Annotated in this window: 9 protein-coding genes; 5 read left to right on the top strand and 4 right to left on the bottom strand. The window is 73.6% G+C overall.

Features of this window, described 5'->3' with window-relative positions:
- Positions 1-168 precede the first annotated feature (168 nt).
- A complete protein-coding gene (gene eccCa / locus ABZ719_RS31345) occupies positions 169-4,134 on the top strand; it encodes a type VII secretion protein EccCa (protein ID WP_366728535.1) in 3,966 nt (1,321 codons plus the stop codon).
- Between the two features lie 68 nt (positions 4,135-4,202).
- On the opposite strand, the gene ABZ719_RS31340 is transcribed toward eccCa, so the two are convergent.
- The 4 genes from ABZ719_RS31340 to eccB form a co-directional block, all read right to left on the bottom strand.
- A complete protein-coding gene (locus ABZ719_RS31340; protein WP_037861952.1) occupies positions 4,203-4,505 on the bottom strand; it encodes a WXG100 family type VII secretion target in 303 nt (100 codons plus the stop codon).
- A 58-nt stretch (positions 4,506-4,563) separates the two neighbouring features.
- Complete coding sequence (locus ABZ719_RS31335; protein WP_366728534.1) at positions 4,564-4,905, bottom strand: WXG100 family type VII secretion target; 342 nt, start codon at positions 4,903-4,905, stop codon at positions 4,564-4,566.
- Between the two features lie 302 nt (positions 4,906-5,207).
- On the bottom strand, positions 5,208-6,458 hold the full coding sequence (gene mycP, locus ABZ719_RS31330) for a type VII secretion-associated serine protease mycosin (RefSeq protein ID WP_366728533.1): 1,251 nt from the start codon (positions 6,456-6,458) through the stop codon (positions 5,208-5,210).
- A gap of 17 nt (positions 6,459-6,475) precedes the next feature.
- On the bottom strand, positions 6,476-7,996 hold the full coding sequence (gene eccB / locus ABZ719_RS31325; protein ID WP_366728532.1) for a type VII secretion protein EccB: 1,521 nt from the start codon (positions 7,994-7,996) through the stop codon (positions 6,476-6,478).
- A gap of 193 nt (positions 7,997-8,189) precedes the next feature.
- Here eccB and eccE point away from each other — a divergent pair, with 193 nt between their 5' ends.
- The 4 genes from eccE (at position 8,190) to ABZ719_RS31305 (ending at position 16,310) form a co-directional block, all read left to right on the top strand.
- Complete coding sequence (eccE, locus tag ABZ719_RS31320) at positions 8,190-9,518, top strand: type VII secretion protein EccE (protein ID WP_366728531.1); 1,329 nt, start codon at positions 8,190-8,192, stop codon at positions 9,516-9,518.
- A gap of 47 nt (positions 9,519-9,565) precedes the next feature.
- On the top strand, positions 9,566-10,288 hold the full coding sequence (locus tag ABZ719_RS31315) for a hypothetical protein (protein WP_366728547.1): 723 nt from the start codon (positions 9,566-9,568) through the stop codon (positions 10,286-10,288).
- 410 nt (positions 10,289-10,698) lie between these two features.
- A complete protein-coding gene (locus ABZ719_RS31310) occupies positions 10,699-14,028 on the top strand; it encodes an SCO5717 family growth-regulating ATPase (protein ID WP_366728530.1) in 3,330 nt (1,109 codons plus the stop codon).
- 374 nt (positions 14,029-14,402) lie between these two features.
- Positions 14,403-16,310 carry an ABC transporter substrate-binding protein gene (locus ABZ719_RS31305; protein ID WP_366728529.1) on the top strand — a complete coding sequence of 636 codons (1,908 nt, stop codon included), beginning with the start codon at positions 14,403-14,405 and terminating at the stop codon, positions 16,308-16,310.
- Positions 16,311-16,341 lie beyond the last annotated feature (31 nt).

Genomic DNA, 16,341 nt, shown 5'->3' with positions numbered 1-16,341 from the left:
GGTCACGCGTGTGCTCACGCGAACCCCCGGCACCCTACCGCCCCTTGGTGCCCGGCGAAGTCAGTAGGATCACGCGGCGGCCCGCGTCTCCCTGCCCGGGATGACGGCGTCCGCCTGACACGGGGTGGCGGACGGGACCCTCGGGCCCGGCATGGGAATTGGTGAGCAGTGAGCCACATCGTCGTCAAGCGCCCGCCGAGGGCGCTGCCGTCCGAAGTGCCCACGGAGGAAGTCTTCCTGCAGCCTCCGCCCGAACTGCCGCGCGGGCACCAGGAGAGCGTCCTGATGCAGTTGCTGCCCACGCTGGGCATGGGCGGCTCGGTGGTCTTCTTCTTCACCAACGGCCAGCCGTTCATGAAGATCATGGGCATGGTGATGATCGCCTCGACGGTGGCGATGTCCGTCGCGATGGTGGTGCGTTTCCGGCGCGGCTCCCAGGGCCAGCTGGCGGACCTGCGCCGCGACTACCTGAGCTACCTCGCGCAGACCCGGCGCGCCGCCCTGGACACCGCGCGCGCCCAGCGCGACGCGCAGTACTACCTCCACCCCTCCCCCGACCAGTTGTGGGCGCTGGTCGCCGAGGGCAGCCGGGTGTGGGAACGGCGGCCGGGCGACGAGGACTTCGCGCAGATCCGCGTCGGTCTGGGCCCGCAGGCGCTCGCCACCGCCCTGGTCGCCCCGGAGACCGCCCCGGTGGAGCAGCTGGAGCCGTTGACCGCGGGCGCGCTGCGGCGCTTCCTCGCCGTCCACGGCACGCTGGACGACCTGCCGATGGCGATCTCCCTGCGGGCCTTCCACCACGTCACCCTCAGCGGCGAGCCGCAGGCGGTGCGCTCCTCGGCGCGGGCGCTGGCCGCCTCGCTCGCCGCGCTGCACTCCCCGCAGGACCTCGTCCTCGCCGTGGCGGCGGGCGGGGACGCGCCGGCCCACTGGGAGTGGGCCAAGTGGCTCCCGCACGCCCAGGCGGCCGGCGCCGTCGACGGCGCGGGCAGCCGCCGGCTGATCAGCGGGGACGGCCGCGAGCTGGAGGAGCTGCTGTCCGCCCGGCTCACCGGACGCCCCCGCTTCCATCCGAACGCGGCACCGCTGCCCGACGAACCGCACATCGTCGTCTTCGTGGACGGCCTGTCGCTGCCCGCGGACTGCGTACTCGCGGGCCCCGAGGGCCTGCAGGGGGTCACGGTCGTCGAGGTGGCACCGGGCGAGCCGGCCCGTGCGCCGGGCGATCTCCGCGTCGTCGTCGGCGGCGGATCGCTGCGCCTGGAGTCGCCGGACGGCTCCGTGTACGAGGGGACGGCCGACGCGCTCTCCTACGAGTCGGCGGAGGCCCTGGCCCGGCAGCTGGCGCCGCTGCGGATGGCGGCCGGGCGGGACGACGACGAACCGCTGCTGGCCAATCTGGAGTTCACGGACCTGCTGGGTCTGGGCGACGCGGCCTCGGTCGACACCCGGCGGACCTGGCGGCCCCGGGCGCTGGCCGAACGGCTGCGGGTACCGATCGGTGTCGGCGAGGACGGCCGCCCGGTGATGCTGGACCTCAAGGAGGCCGCGCAGGAGGGCATGGGCCCGCACGGCCTGTGCGTGGGCGCCACCGGTTCGGGCAAGTCGGAGCTGCTGCGCACCCTGGTGCTGGGCCTGGCCGTCACCCACTCCTCGGAGACGCTGAACTTCGTCCTCGCGGACTTCAAGGGCGGCGCGACCTTCGCGGGCATGGCCCAGATGCCGCACGTGGCCGCCGTGATCACCAACCTCGCGGACGACCTGACGCTGGTGGACCGCATGGGCGACTCCATCCGCGGCGAACTCAACCGCCGCCAGGAGATGCTGCGCGACGCGGGAAACTACGCCAACATCCACGACTACGAGAAGGCCCGCGCCGCGGGCGCCCCGCTCCAGCCGATCCCCTCACTGGTCCTGGTGATCGACGAGTTCAGCGAACTGCTCACCGCGAAGCCCGACTTCATCGAGATGTTCGTGCAGATCGGACGCATCGGCCGCTCGCTCGGGGTCCATCTCCTGCTCGCCTCGCAGCGGCTGGAGGAGGGCCGGCTGCGCGGCCTCGAGACCTACCTGTCCTACCGGATCGGCCTGCGGACCTTCTCCGCGGCGGAGTCGCGCGCCGCGCTGGGTGTGCCGGACGCGTACGAGCTGCCCAACGTCCCCGGCTCGGGTTTCCTGAAGTTCGGGACCGACGAGATGGTGCGGTTCAAGGCGGCCTACGTGTCCGGCGTGTACCGCTCGGGCGCGCAGCAGCCGTCCGTGGCGGGCGGGCCGCTGCCCGTGGACCGGCGGCCGGTGCTCTTCACCGCCGCGGAGGTGCCCGTGCTGTACGCGCCGGTGCCGCGGCCGCGGGCGGCGACGGGACCGGAGGTGGACGAGGCGCTCGCGGACACGGTGCTCGACGTGATCGTGCGCCGGCTGGAGGCCCAGGGGCCGGCGGCCCACCAGGTGTGGCTGCCGCCGCTGGACAGTCCTCCGGCGCTGGACGGGCTGCTGCCCGGCCTCACCGCGGTGCCGGGCCGCGGCCTGACCCAGCCGGGGTACGAGGGCGCGGGACGGCTCGTGGTGCCCCTGGGCCTGGTAGACAAGCCGTACGAGCAGCGCCGTGACCCGCTGTGGGCGGACTTCTCCGGTGCGGCGGGCCACATGCAGATCGTCGGCGGCCCGCAGTCGGGCAAGTCGACGCTGCTGCGCTCGCTGATCTCCGCGTTCGCCCTGACCCACACGCCCCACGAGGTCCAGTTCTACGGGCTGGACTTCGGCGGCGGCGGCATGGCGGCGGTGGCCGGACTGCCGCACGTGGGCGGGGTCGCCTCCCGGCTCGACCCGGAGAAGGTGCGGCGGACGGTCGCCGAGGTGTACGGCGTGATGACGCGCCGCGAGGAGTACTTCCGCTCGTCGGGCATCGCGTCGGTCGCGGACTTCCGTGCCCGCCGGGCACGGGGCGAGATCTCCGTCACCGACCAGCCGTGGGGCGACGTCTTCCTGGTCATCGACGGCTGGGGCAGCTTCCGCACCGACTACGAGGCGCTGGAGGCGATCGTCCTGGACATCGCGGCACGCGGCCTGGGCTACGGCATCCACGTGATCCTCACCGCGTCGCGCTCGATGGAGGTCCGGGCGAACATCAAGGACCACCTGATGAACCGCCTGGAACTGCGCCTCGGTGACACGATGGACTCCGAGATCGACCGGAAGGTGGCGGCCAACGTCCCCACGGGCGTGCCGGGACGCGGTGTGTCCCCGCAGAAGCTGCACTTCATGGCGGCCGTGCCGCGCATCGACGGCCTGACCTCCGACACGGACCTCGCCGCGGCCACCCAGGCGCTGGCGGCGGAGGTGTCCCGGCACTGGCAGGAGCCGGGTGCGCCCGGCGTGCGCCTGCTGCCGCGTGAGCTGCCGGCGGATCGGCTGCCCGCGGGCGACCGCTTCCCGCGGCGCGGAGTCGCCTTCGCCCTCGACGAGGACAACCTGGAACCGGTGTTCGTCGACTTCGAACAGGACCCGTTCTTCCTCGTGTTCGGCGAGAGCGAGTCCGGCAAGTCCAACCTGCTGCGGCTGCTGATCAAGCAGCTGACGGAGCGCTACTCCGGTGACGAGTGCAAGTTCTTCGTCGTCGACAACCGGCGCACCCTGCTGGACGTCACCCCCGCCTCCCACCTGGCGGAGTACATCCCGATGTCCAACAGCATGGAGCACCACATGGCCGCGCTGGCCGATCTGATGCGGCGGCGCACGCCCACGGCCGAGGTGACGGCCCGGCAGCTGCGTGAGCGGAGCTGGTGGCGCGGGCCGACGGTGTACGTCGTCGTGGACGACTACGACCTGGTCTCCACGTCGAGCGGCAACCCGCTGGGAGGCCTGACCGAGCTGCTTCCGTTCGCCCGGGACGTGGGCGTGCGGTTCATCATCGCGCGCTCGACGGCGGGGGCGGGGCGCGCCTCGTACGAGTCCTTCATGCAGCGGATGACCGAGCTGGGGGCCCAGGGCGTGGTGCTCGCCGGTGATCCCGGTGAGGGCGATCTGCTCGGCGGGGTCAGGCCGCGGCCGATGCCGGTGGGCCGGGGGATCTTCGTGTCCCGGCGGCGGGGCAGGCCGCTGGTGCAGACGGGGCTGGTGCCCGAGCGGTACTGAGACAGCACAGCGGGGTGGGCGCCTCCCGTGCGCGCCCACCCCGCCTGCGTACGGCCGTCCGGCCCCGCTCACTCGAAGTAGCTTGCTCCCTTGAGGTCGCCGGCGCGGTAGTCACCGCCGGCCTCGTGGATGCGGTGACCGATGGTCAGCAGCGCCTGGTGGATGCCGTTGGCGTGCATGTCCCACTTCTTGTGCTGCTTGGTGAAGGCCTCGTAGGCCTCACCGCCCCAGCCCTCGGCGATCTTCTGGACATCGGCCTGGAGCGCCTTGATGTCCTCCTCGAACTTCTTGGCGATGCCGCCGAGTTCGGTGGTCAGCGCGTCGAGGACGCCGTACTTGACGGCGAGGTCCCGGTTGTGGACGTTCGTCATGGTTGTCCCGTCTCTTCGGTCGGATCGGTCCGCTCGCCACGGAGCGGGAAGGCACGGCTCAGTAGCTGCTGAGGGCCGAGGTCTGGCCGCCCAGGTCCTGGACGTCGATCTGCCGGATCCGGCCGTGCAGTTCGTCCTCGAGCTTCTCCTTGTCCTTGCGGTTGATGTTGACACCGTCAAGGACCTTCTCGAGCATCTGCCCGAGCGCGACCACGTGGTCGTTGATCTCCGTCTGCTTGGCGTTGAAGGCCCCCGCGCCCTGTCCCGTCCAGTTGTTCTCGATCATGTCGATCGTCCCCTGGAGGCGGCGCAGCTGCCCCTGGATCGACTCGTACCGGTGGACGATGGACTGTTCGAGCCTGATGGCCTCGCCACTGTCGAGCTTCCGGCCGTCCGCCATGTTCCTGCTCCTTCTCGTCATTCGTGGACGTGTGTCGTCCGCGTTCCGGCGCGCCCGGGAAGCGCGTCGTACCGGTTCAGGAGCACCGGACGTCCCCCTTCCCCGTGTCCCCCGCCCCGAGGGGCGACGGCGCCCTGCCGACGTTCCGGCTCACAGCACCGTTCACTCTAGTCACCGGCGGTCACGGGCCCAACTGCCTTGACCGCGGTGCCTGTCGACCCTATGCGCCCGGCCGCCCCTGTTCCTGAGTACGCGTACTCAACCGCGCCGGTGCGCGCGGGACCGGAGCAGCGGGCCGTCGCTCAGCGGGCGCGCGCGACGCGGCGCGCCCTGCGGCGCGCGTCCCGCACCGCCACGGCGGTGCCGCCGAGCGCGGCCACCAGGACCCCGGTGCCGACGGCCACGTACACGGCGAGGCGGGTGTTGCGTTCGTCGGCACTCTCGCCGAGCTGGACACGGGCGGGGGTGGGCGCCTGCGCCCTGGTGAGGCCGTCGTGCGGGTCGGGGGACTCGACCGGACGGTCGTCCTCGGTCAGCGCGCGGACCGGGTCCACCACGCCCCAGCCGACGAGGCGGTCGTGGCCGGCGATGGTCCGCTCCGCGGTCTGCTCGATCTGCGCGACCACCTCGCGCGCGCTCCAGTCCCGGTGCCTGGCCTTGATCAGCGCCGCCACGCCGGCCACGTAGGGCGCGGAGAAGCTGGTGCCGTTGTCGACGCACTGGCCGCCCTGCGGCACGGTCGAGATCATGTCGACGCCGGGGGCGGCCACGCCGACGAAGTCGCCGGACTGGGAGAAGGCGGCGCGTTCGTTGTTGCGGTCGGAGGCCGCCACCGCGAGCACTCCGTCGTAGGAGGCCGGGTACGTCTTCTTGACGTTGCCGCCCATGCCGTCGTTGCCCGCGGAGGCCACCACGACGATCCCGGCGCCGAGTGCGGCGTCGATCGCCTCCCGCAGCGCGGGGGCCGGTGCGAGCGCGTTCGAGGTGTCCTGGGAGATGTTGATGACGTCGGCCTTGGCGGTGATGGCGTAGCGGACGGCGTCGGCCAGCGTCCGGGCCGTGCCGTGCCCCTCCGCGTCGTTCTGCTTCAGCGGGATGACGGTGGCCTCGGGGGCCAGGCCGGCGAAGCCGCTGCCCTTCATGGGCCGGGCGGCGATGATCCCGGCGACCTTGGTGCCGTGGCCGACCGTGTCCGTCGTGGCGGGCGTCCCGGCGCCTTCCACCTTCTTGCCCCTGTCGTCCTCGGCGGGCAGGAAGTTCTTGCCGCTCTTCGCGTCGACCGCGTGGGCGAGCTGCCGGTTCTTCACGTCGACGCCGGTGTCGATCACCGCCACGCGGACGCCCTTGCCGCGCGACCGGCTCCACAACTGGTCCAGGTTGACCCGCTGCAGGGCCCATGGCCGTCCCTCGTAGACCTGTTTGCTGGGGAACGTGCACTGGTCGGAGAAGGAGTCGCCGGCGGCAGCGGGAACGGCGGCGGTCACGGCCACGGCCAGACCGGCGGATGTCACCGCCGCCGCCCGCAGGAAGGGGGAGGCGGACGCGTGAGGCATGCTCTTCGACTTCCTCTCTAGGAGCCCTGCGGCTGGCGCGCGGCGGCCGTCGACAGACGCGGGCCGGTGGGCAGGAACTCGGACCACGCGGCGGGGACCGGCGCGGGACTGACTCCGGCGTAGCCCAGGCGGGTCTGCGCCTGCTGGGCTTCCTGGGCCAGCTCCTTCTTCTCCTTGTCCGTCATGCCGATGCCCGCGTCGCTCGTGGCGCTGTCCGAGTTGGACTGCAGTACGTAGCGCAGCCCTGTGTCCGTGACCAGGAAGACCGGGCCGGTCTTGGTGGCGGCGCCCTGGAACTGGCGGTAGAGCTGGCCGGATCCGGGGGTGACGTAGGCGCTGGCCGATCCGATGGGCAGCGGCGCGGGAAAGTCCGTCCCGGCCCAGGTGCTGAGGGTCGTGCGGCCGTCGGCGGAGACACCGCGCAGCACGTTGCAGACGGTGCTGCGGCTGCCCGCCCTCTCGGACGCCTCGTTGACGGCGACGGGCACCGCGGACGGCCAGGTGTGCTCCGCGCCGAAGGCGCCGCCGGGCACCAGGGCGCCGGGGCTCATCTCCCGTGCGTGACCGGCCTGCCCCAGCCGCGCCAGGTCCCGGCTGTACAGGAGGAGCTGGGCGACGAAGTCGGAGACGGGCGCGACCCGCCCGGGCAGGACGACGTAGTACCGCTCCTGGTTGGCGTCGAACGCCTTGAGGACCATGCCGACCCTGTTGACCGACGCGTCGAGCTGGCCGGGGGCGTGGGCCGGGGCACCGGGAACGCCGTCGACCCTCGGGAACGTGATCCGGTCACCGCGGTGCAGGGTGGCCAGCCATTCTCCGGAGACCCGTTCGGGCTCGCGGCCCGACCCGACCACGGTGCGCAGCAGCAGCTCGTCGTCCGCGCCCAGCGGATAGGCCGTACCGCCCGCGTCCACGACGTAGCGGTTCTTGTCCGGGTCCATGACGTAGAGCAGCTCGCCCCCGCGCAGTCGCTGGCTGCCCTCGCTGCGCCCCATGTCGCGCCGGTCCAGGACGAGCGCGGCCTTCCGGATGGACCGGCCGCCGGCGCTGGGCCGCTCGCACACCATCCAGCGCTTGGCCGCGCCGGCCTGCTGCGCGGACGGCAGCCGGTCGGGGGCGTAGGGGATGCCGATGGTGACGCCGTGCGGGACCTCGCCGCTGTCGAGGACGGACTCGGCAACGGTGACGACCTGGCCTTGTCCCGGGTCGAGGAGGAGTTTGGCGGAGGCCATGTTCAGGACGGGGTGCAGCTGCGCCTTGCCGCCGGTCTTCAGCACGACGTAACGGGTGGTGGACCGGTCGGCGACGATGACCTTGGCGTTGGGGGTGTCCCAGCCCTGCGGCGCGGCCGGCTTGAACATCCCCCAGGCGCCGAAGACCGCCATCACGACCACGCCCGTGATCACACTGGGCACCACCGCGCGCAGCGGCTTCGGCGCGTCCTCCTCGGAGCCGCCCGGCGCCGACCGGACGAACGAGGCGAGCATGCGGCGCTTCGCGAAGGTGTAGGCGTTGAGCTGGTCCCGCCGAGATGCCATCTGTGCGTGTCTCTCCCCGTTTTCCCCTGCGCCGTACCCGGAGGGCGGGTCCGTCCCCGCCCCTCGTCGCCGGACCGAGCCCCTACTATGCCTGGTGTCCGCGGGGACTTGTGGAGCAGGTAGGGTACCGGGGCCTTCAAGGGCCTTGTGCGGGGCGGGAACACGCGCGCCGCGAGCATGACGGGGGGATGCGGTGATGGCTTCCGGGACGCGGGTGCGCTCCCGTGGCGGGGCGGGCGGGGCGGGGGCGCCGGCACCGGTTCCGGCGGCGCCGGCGGGCCGGCCGGCGACCCCCTCGGCGGCGGCCGCGGTGCAACCGCGCATACGCCGGGGCCCGGCCCGGGCGTTCCGGCTGCAACGACTCGTCCTCCTGGAGGTCGCGGCCGGCCTCCTGCTCGCGGGCTGGGCCGCCGGGCCCCTGACTCTGGCGCCGGCGGTCGTCGTGGCCCTGCTGCTCGCGCCGGCCGCCCTCGTGCGCCGGCGGGGACGTTCGCTGCCCGAGTGGCTCGCCACCGTGCGTGCGCTGCGGGCGCGTCGTCGGCGGGCGGCGAGCACGCTGGTGCCGGACGGCACCGAGCCGGGGCTGGCTCCCGCGGTCGAATGCGATCCCGGCCTGCGGACCTGCTCCTACGGCGGCCGGGAGCGGCGGCAGGTCGGGATGGTCGGGGACGGCACCTTCCTCAGCGCGGTGGTGCAGGTGGAGGCCGAGGTCACCGCGGTGCGGTCGGAGCGGGGACGGCAGACGCTGCCGGTCGCGCTGGTCCGCGACGCCCTGGAGGTGGACGGCATCCGGCTGGAGTCGGCGCAGATCGTGCTGCACACGCGGCCCGCGCCGGCCCTCCACCTGCCCCAGCACTCCGTGGCGGTGACCAACTACGCGCCGCTGCAGGCCCAGACCGGCGCACCGGCGGCGCGCATCACCTGGATCGCGCTGAAACTGGATCCCGAACTGTGCCGGGAGGCGGTGGCGGCCCGCGGCGGTGCCCTGGTGGGGGCGCAGAGGTCCCTCGCGCGCGTCGCGGACCACCTCGCCAGCCGGCTCACGGGTGCGGGGTTGCGCACCACGGTGCTCGACGAGGAGGAGCTGATCGCGGCGCTGGCCACCTCGGCGTGCGCCAATCCGCTGGTGACGGCGGAGGCGGGACGGACCGAGACACGCGAGCGGCGCACGGAGGAGACCGGCCGCAGCTGGCGGTGCGACAACCGCAGACACACCACCTACTGGGTGCGGCGCTGGCCTCAACTGGGGCCGGGCGCCGCCTCCTTGCCGCAGCTCGTGGCGTCCCTCACCAGCGTGCCGGCGTTCGCCACGACGTTCAGTCTCACCCTCTCCGGCGGCGACCGGCAGCAGACGGACCTGTGCGCGCACGTGAGGGTGACCGGCCGCAGCGACGACGAACTCGCCGCGGCCCGGCGGAGCGTGGAGGACGCCGCCCGGCACGCCGGGGCCGGCCTGGCCCGCCTGGACCGGGAGCAGGCGCCCGCCATGCTCGCCACGCTCCCCCTCGGAGGTACCCGGTGACGACGACGGACCCCCGGACGGGCGCCCCGGCCACGCCTGCCTCCCCGGTGGCCGGACGGCTGCGCGGGCGGCTGCGCACCGGCCTCGGACTGATCGGTCCGCGGCACGGACGGCACACGCTGCCCACGGACCAACTGGACGCGCTGGCGCTGCCCATCGGGGACGACGGCGTCGTCATCGGGGTGGACGCCGAGGGCAGGCCCGCGGTCCTGGGACTCAGCAGCCCGACGCCGTACGACGTCGTCCTCATCGGGAGCCTGTGGACGGCGCAGGTGCTGGCCCTGCGGGCGGCGGCCACCGGGGCACGCGTCGCGGTGGAGACCGGCCGGGCCCAGGCATGGATGCAGATGGTGCACGCCATGGGCGGCGGGCAGAACGGCCTGGCGGTCCACGAGGTCGGCCGGGTGCCCCCGCAGGGCGCGTCGGCCGGTACGCCCGTCCTGCTGGTCCGGGACTGCGGTATGCGGCCGCCGCGCGGCCGGGTCGTCTCCGGTCCCTGGCAGTCGGTGGTGACCCTGCTTCCGTACCTGAGCCCGGCGGCCCCCCGGCTGATCCGGCAGGCACGGCTCGTCGGCGTCCAGCGGATCTCCCCGGACGAGGCCGCCGAGCTGGGCCGGACCATGGCGCTGCCGCGGGCCGACGTGGACTGCCTGCCCACGCTCCCCGACGGTGTGACGCTGTGGTGCGCCGACCGCGACCGGCAGTACGTGATGACGCAGCCCACCGACCCCGAGATCGGTCTGCTGGGCACCGCCCGCCGCATGGACTGAACTGCCCCGGAAACGGCCCACTTTGACAGGAACAGCCGGAATGTCCCGCACTCCCCCGCTCGTCGGGGTGCGCCGATCGCGGGGCGGGCCGCGACCGACCCGTGACCAGGGCCGCCACCAGGTGATTTGGCCGGTTCTCGCCCGACTTGACGGGTGTGCGGGTGCCCGTGTGTGACGGGGCGTACCCGGGCGGACGCCGGACGGGCTGCCACCGGTACGGCTGTGGTGATTAGGCTGGTACCGGGGCGCCACATCAGAGCCCGTGGCCGGGCCGTCGGCGCTCCGGGGGGGGATGGCCGAGCGGGCCGGCTCGGTTCCACTCCGCCGAGGACCGCTTCCGACCGACCCCGTACGACACGAACGGTCGCCCCAGCACGGCATGAGGGTGCTCGACCACACCAGGAGGAACTGTGAACAGCGATCGGGACGGGATCCGCGGGGGCTGGGCCACGCCCGACGACGACCAGCCCGACGCTGCGTCCGCCGTCGACGCGACGGGCGAGTTCACCATCGACTACGCGCCGCCGGCCTGGTACACGCAGAACGCGTCGGGTGCGGCGGACGAGACGGCACCCGCGCCGGCACCGGCCGCTCCCTTCACCCCTCCCCCGCCGGCCGGGCCGCCGGTCGACCTTCCCGCACCGCCACCGGAGAGCGGCTTCCAGCCCGCCTGGGCCCCCGCCGCCGCTGTCCCCGCCGCACCCGAGCCGCCCGTGGCACCCGTCGCGCCCCCGGCGCCGCAGCCGGCGGAACCCGCGAACGGCGACCTGGTGAGCGGGGCGACGGTGCGGATCTCCTCCGCCGCTCTGAAACGCGAGTTCGCCCGGCGCGAGCGTGCGGAGCAGGAGGGCAGCGCCGGTGACGCCGCTGCCTCCGGCACGGGCGGCACCGTGAGCGAGGGACCGGCGCGGCCGGACGCGGCCGCGGCATCCGCGGGCGGGGCCCCCGCCGCGGCCGCGGACGTCACGGAGCACCCGGCCGGTGCGGCATCGGCCGGCCGTTTCGGGGAGACCGCCGGACATCCGGAAGCCGGGCACGGCAGCGGCCCGGGTACGGCCGCCACCGACGACACCGGGGACCCGGGCGCTGCCCCACGGTCCACCGGGGGCCCCGACGACGCGGGGGTCCCCCAGGCCGCCTCCGAGCCGGACCCCCGGTCGCCGGAGCACTCGGGGGTTGGCGACACCGCGCCCGGGGATGCCACGAACACCGCGGATGACGGCACGGACGCCCGGAGCACGGACACGGCGGACACCACGGACACGGCGGACGCCACGGGCACCACCGGTCCTGCGGACGCCCCTGCTCCGGAGGGTCCCGGCGCCCCCGAGCCGTCCGCGCACCCCGGCTCGTCCGGCGAAGCCGGTGACGCCGGCGACGCCACCGCGTCCGCGGCCGGTGACAGGGTCGGCGAGGACGCGGAGGGCCCGGGGAACGAGCAGGTGAGCGGTGCCGTACCCCCCGGGGCGGACACGCCCGAGGCCGCCGGCACCGGCGACAGCGCCCCGCCGACCGGTGCCGCCCCGGGGCCGGTGCAGCCCCCCGTGCGGGACGCCGTGCCCCAGGACGCCCCGGCCGGGTGGGGCCCGCCGCCCGCGCCGCAGCAGGCCGTCCCGCCGCTTCCCCCGTCGTACCAGCCCGCCGCCCCGGCCCCCGCCGCCCAGTGGCCGGGACAGCCCCAGGCGCAGCCGGCGGCCGGTCCGTCCGCGCCGGGCCCGTCCCAGCCCCCGGCCGGCACTCCGGCCGACCGGCACGCACACCCCCAGCCGCCGTTCCCTGCGCAGGCCCCGCAGCCGGCGCCGGCCGCCTGGAACGCGCCCGCGGGAGCGCAGCCGGGCCCGGCACCCGCCGCCCCTGCGGGATACGGCTTCCCGCCGCCTCCCCCCGGCCCCTCCGTGCCGCAGCCACCGCAGCAGGCGCAGGGCGGTTACGGCTTCCCGCAGACCGGCGCGTCCGCCCCGTCCGGCGCACGGGAGGGATACGGCTTCCCGCCGAACCAGCCGGCCGCGCCGAGCGCGCCCCTGCCTCCCGGCCAGGCCGGTGGTTACGGCTTCCCGCCGCCGCCCGCGCAGCCGGACGGCGCGCAGCCCCCGATGGCGGCGCCCGCGCCCGCTGCCCAGCAGCCCCCCGTCGATCCCCGGACCGGCGCCGCGTGGCCGCAGCCCGTTCAGCACGATCAGCGGCAGCCGACCAATCCCGGGGTCGCGCCGCTCGGTTACACGGCGGCCGTCGAGTTGTCGTCGGACCGGCTGCTCAACAACAAGCGGCAGAAGGCGCGCAGCGGGCGTCCCGCTGCGGGGGCGGGGCGGTTCCGGATCGGCGCGAAGAAGGAGGAGGCCGAGCGGCAGCGGAAGCTGGAGCTGATCCGTACGCCGGTGCTGTCCTGCTACCGGATCGCGGTCATCAGCCTCAAGGGCGGTGTCGGCAAGACGACCACCACCACCGCGCTGGGATCCACGCTCGCCACCGAGCGGCAGGACAAGATCCTCGCCATCGACGCCAACCCGGACGCGGGCACGCTCGGCCGCCGGGTGCGGCGGGAGACCGGGGCCACCATCCGTGACCTGGTCCAGGCGATCCCCTACCTCAACTCGTACATGGACATCCGGCGGTTCACCTCGCAGGCGCCCTCCGGTCTGGAGATCATCGCCAACGACGTCGACCCGGCCGTGTCCACGACGTTCAACGACGAGGACTACCGGCGCGCGATCGAGGTGCTGGGCAACCAGTACCCGGTCATCCTGACGGACTCCGGCACGGGTCTGCTCTACAGCGCCATGCGCGGCGTGCTGGACCTCGCCGACCAGCTCATCATCATCTCCACGCCGTCCGTCGACGGTGCCAGCAGCGCCAGTACGACGCTGGACTGGCTCTCCGCGCACGGGTACGCCGATCTGGTCGCGCGCTCCCTCACCGTGATCTCGGGTGTGCGCGAGACCGGGAAGATGATCAAGGTGGAGGACATCGTCTCCCACTTCGAGACGCGCTGCCGGGGTGTCGTCGTGGTGCCGTTCGACGAGCATCTGGCGGCCGGCGCCGAGGTCGACCTCGACATGATGCGGCCGAAGGTGCGGGAGGCGTACTTCAACCTCGCGGCGATGGTCGCGGAGGACTTCGTCCGGCACCAGCAGGCGCACGGACTGTGGACGTCGGACGGGAACCCGCCCCCGGTGGCGGCCCCGCCGATGCCCGGCCAACCCCTGCCGTACCAGCCCGTGCCGGGCGGTCAGCCCTACCCCGGGCAGCCGGTCCCCGGACAGCCCCAGCCCCCCGGGCAGCCCCAGCCGGGACAGCACCTGCCCGGACAGCAGCCGTATCCCGGACAGCCGCCGTACCCCGGCCAGCCCGTGCCGGGTCAGCCCTACGCCGGGCAGCCCGGGCAGCCGTATCCGGCGCAGCCCGGGCCGTTCCCGCCCCCGCAGGCCGGACCGGGACAGCCCTACGGTCAGCCGGCCGGGCCCGGGCAGCCGTACCCGCAGCCCGGTGCCGGGCAGCCTCTGCCCGGGCAGCACCCCGCGCCGCCCGCACCCGGCGCCCAGCCCGGCGTCCCGGGACCGCCGGTGCCTCCTGGCCGGTCGGGGCAGTTCCCGCCCCCGCCGCAGTCCGGGCAGCCGTACCCCCAGCAGTCCGCGCCCCCACCGCAGCCTCAGCCCCAGCCGGGTCAGCCGCCGGCCGTGCCGCCGCAGACCCCGCAGGGCGGGCAGACCCCGCCGCCTCCCCCGCCCGCGCAGCAGCAGTAGGTTCCGGGCTGCGAACGTGTGAAGGCCCGCGCCGTCTCCCGACGGTGCGGGCCTTCGCGCGTTCGCAGGCAGAACCGGCGCAGAACCGTCGGGAATCGGCCGCCACGCTCTCACCAGGGAGGCGTCAGTGGTCTCCACCAATGGGGACCAAGGTGCGGCCCGATTGTTGTTTCCGCAGGCCACATGGGGTTTGACACACCGTTGACGCGCGCAGACTGCCGCTGATAGACACACACTTCATTCCGTCGGCGTCACCCGGTCAAGCTCGTTCAAGCCCCTCTACAGCTCGTTCCAGCCTGTTCACTTCTGTTCAAGCCCGCCTCGCGCGGGGCGCGCCGCGTCCCGCGCGTGCGACGACGCGAGGTCACCGAGCCATGAACACACACGATCAGCACGGCAGCGGACGCAACGGCCCCCGCCCGCACAGGACACGGTTCCTCGCCGCCGCGGGCGCCGCGGCGCTCCTCCTCGCGTCCGGGCTCGCCGCACCGTCCGCCTCGGCCGCGCAGTCGCGCGCCGAGCAGGGCTCCCAGGCCGCACGGGCGGCCAAGGACGACCAGGGCGACGAGGGCCGCGAAGTGCTCACCGTCGCCGTCGCGCAGAGCGTCGACTCGCTCAGCCCCTTTCTGGCGGTGCGGCTGCTCAGCACGAGCATCCACCGGCTGATGTACGAGTACCTGACGAACTACGACCCCAAGGACAACCACGTCATCCCGGGTCTGGCCACCAAATGGCAGTCGTCGCCCGACAAGCTGACCTGGACGTACACGATCCGCACCGACTCCAAGTGGTCGGACGGGCAGCAGGCCACCGCCGAGGACGCGGCGTGGACGTTCAACAAGATGATGACCGACCAGGGCGCCGCCACCGCCAACGGCAGTTTCGTCGGCAACTTCGCGAAGGTCACCGCGCCCAGCCCGACGCAGCTGGTGATCCGGCTGAAGAAGCCGCAGGCCACGATGACCGCGCTCGACGTGCCGATCGTGCCCAAGCACGTCTGGGAGAAGGTCGGGGACTTCTCCAAGTTCAACAACGACAAGAGCTTCCCGGTGGTCGGGAACGGGCCGTTCGTGCTCACGGACTACAAGCCGGACAGCTACGTGCGGCTGAAGGCCAACAAGGACTTCTGGCGGGGCGCCCCCAAGTTCGACGAACTGGTGTTCAGGTACTACAAGGACCAGGACGCCGCCGTCGCCGCCCTGCGCAAGGGCGAGGTGTCCTTCGTGGCCGGTTCGCCCTCGCTGACGCCCGCCCAGGCCGCCTCCCTGCGGGGCGACAAGAACATCCACGTCAACGACGCGCCCGGCCGCCGTTTCTACGCCCTGGCCACCAACCCCGGCGCCCGGGCGAAGAACGGCACGAAGATCGGTGACGGCGACCCGTCCCTGCTGGACGAGCGGGTGCGGCACGCGCTGTTCATGGCGGTGGACCGCGCGACGATCGTCGACAAGGTCTTCCAGGGGCACGCGGTCGAGGGCCAGGGCTACATCCCGCCGCGCTTCACCCCGTACTTCTACAAGCCGACGGCCGCTCAGGAACTGGCGTACGACCCGGCCAGGGCGGGCCAGCTCCTCGACCAGGCCGGCTACAAGAAGAACGCCGACGGCAAGCGGGTGGGCAAGGACGGCAAGCCCCTGAACTACCGCGTCCTGTGCCACGCCACCGACCCGAACGACAAGGCGGTCGGCAAGTACCTCCAGGAGTGGTGGGGCAAGCTCGGCATCGGGACCACCCTCGACTGCCTGGACAACGTGACCGACCCGTGGCTGGCCGGCAAGTACGACCTCGCCTTCGACGGCTGGTCCGTCAACCCCGACCCGGACTTCGTGCTCTCCATCCACACCTGCGCGGCCCGCCCGCAGACCCCGAAGGACACCGGCGCCACCGACAACTTCATCTGCGACAAGACGTACGACGACCTGTACGCCCGTCAGCTCGCCGAGTACGACCCCGCCAAACGGGCGGACATCGTCAAGCAGATGGAGTCGCGGCTGTACGACCTGGGGTACATGAACGTCATGGCCTATCCGAACGCGGTCGAGGCCTACCGCACGGACCAGATCAAGTCGATCACCACCATGCCGTCCGCGGCGGGCAACATCTACGGGCAGGACGGCTACTGGAGCTGGTGGTCGGCCGTCCCCGCCGACTCCAATGACTCCTCGGGCGGTTCGTCCTCGACCGGTGTCGTGATCGGGATCGTGGTGGGCGTCGTCGTCCTCGGCGGCCTCGCGGTGCTCTTCGCGGTGCGCCGCCGCGCCACGGCGGAAGACCGTGAATAGGACGGCGACCGTGTCCACGCGTACAGGTGCA

The organism is Streptomyces sp. NPDC006743, assembly GCF_040703815.1.
In the GTDB taxonomy this organism is placed as follows: Bacteria; Actinomycetota; Actinomycetes; order Streptomycetales; family Streptomycetaceae; genus Streptomyces.
This window is presented reverse-complemented; position numbering and strand designations above follow the sequence as displayed.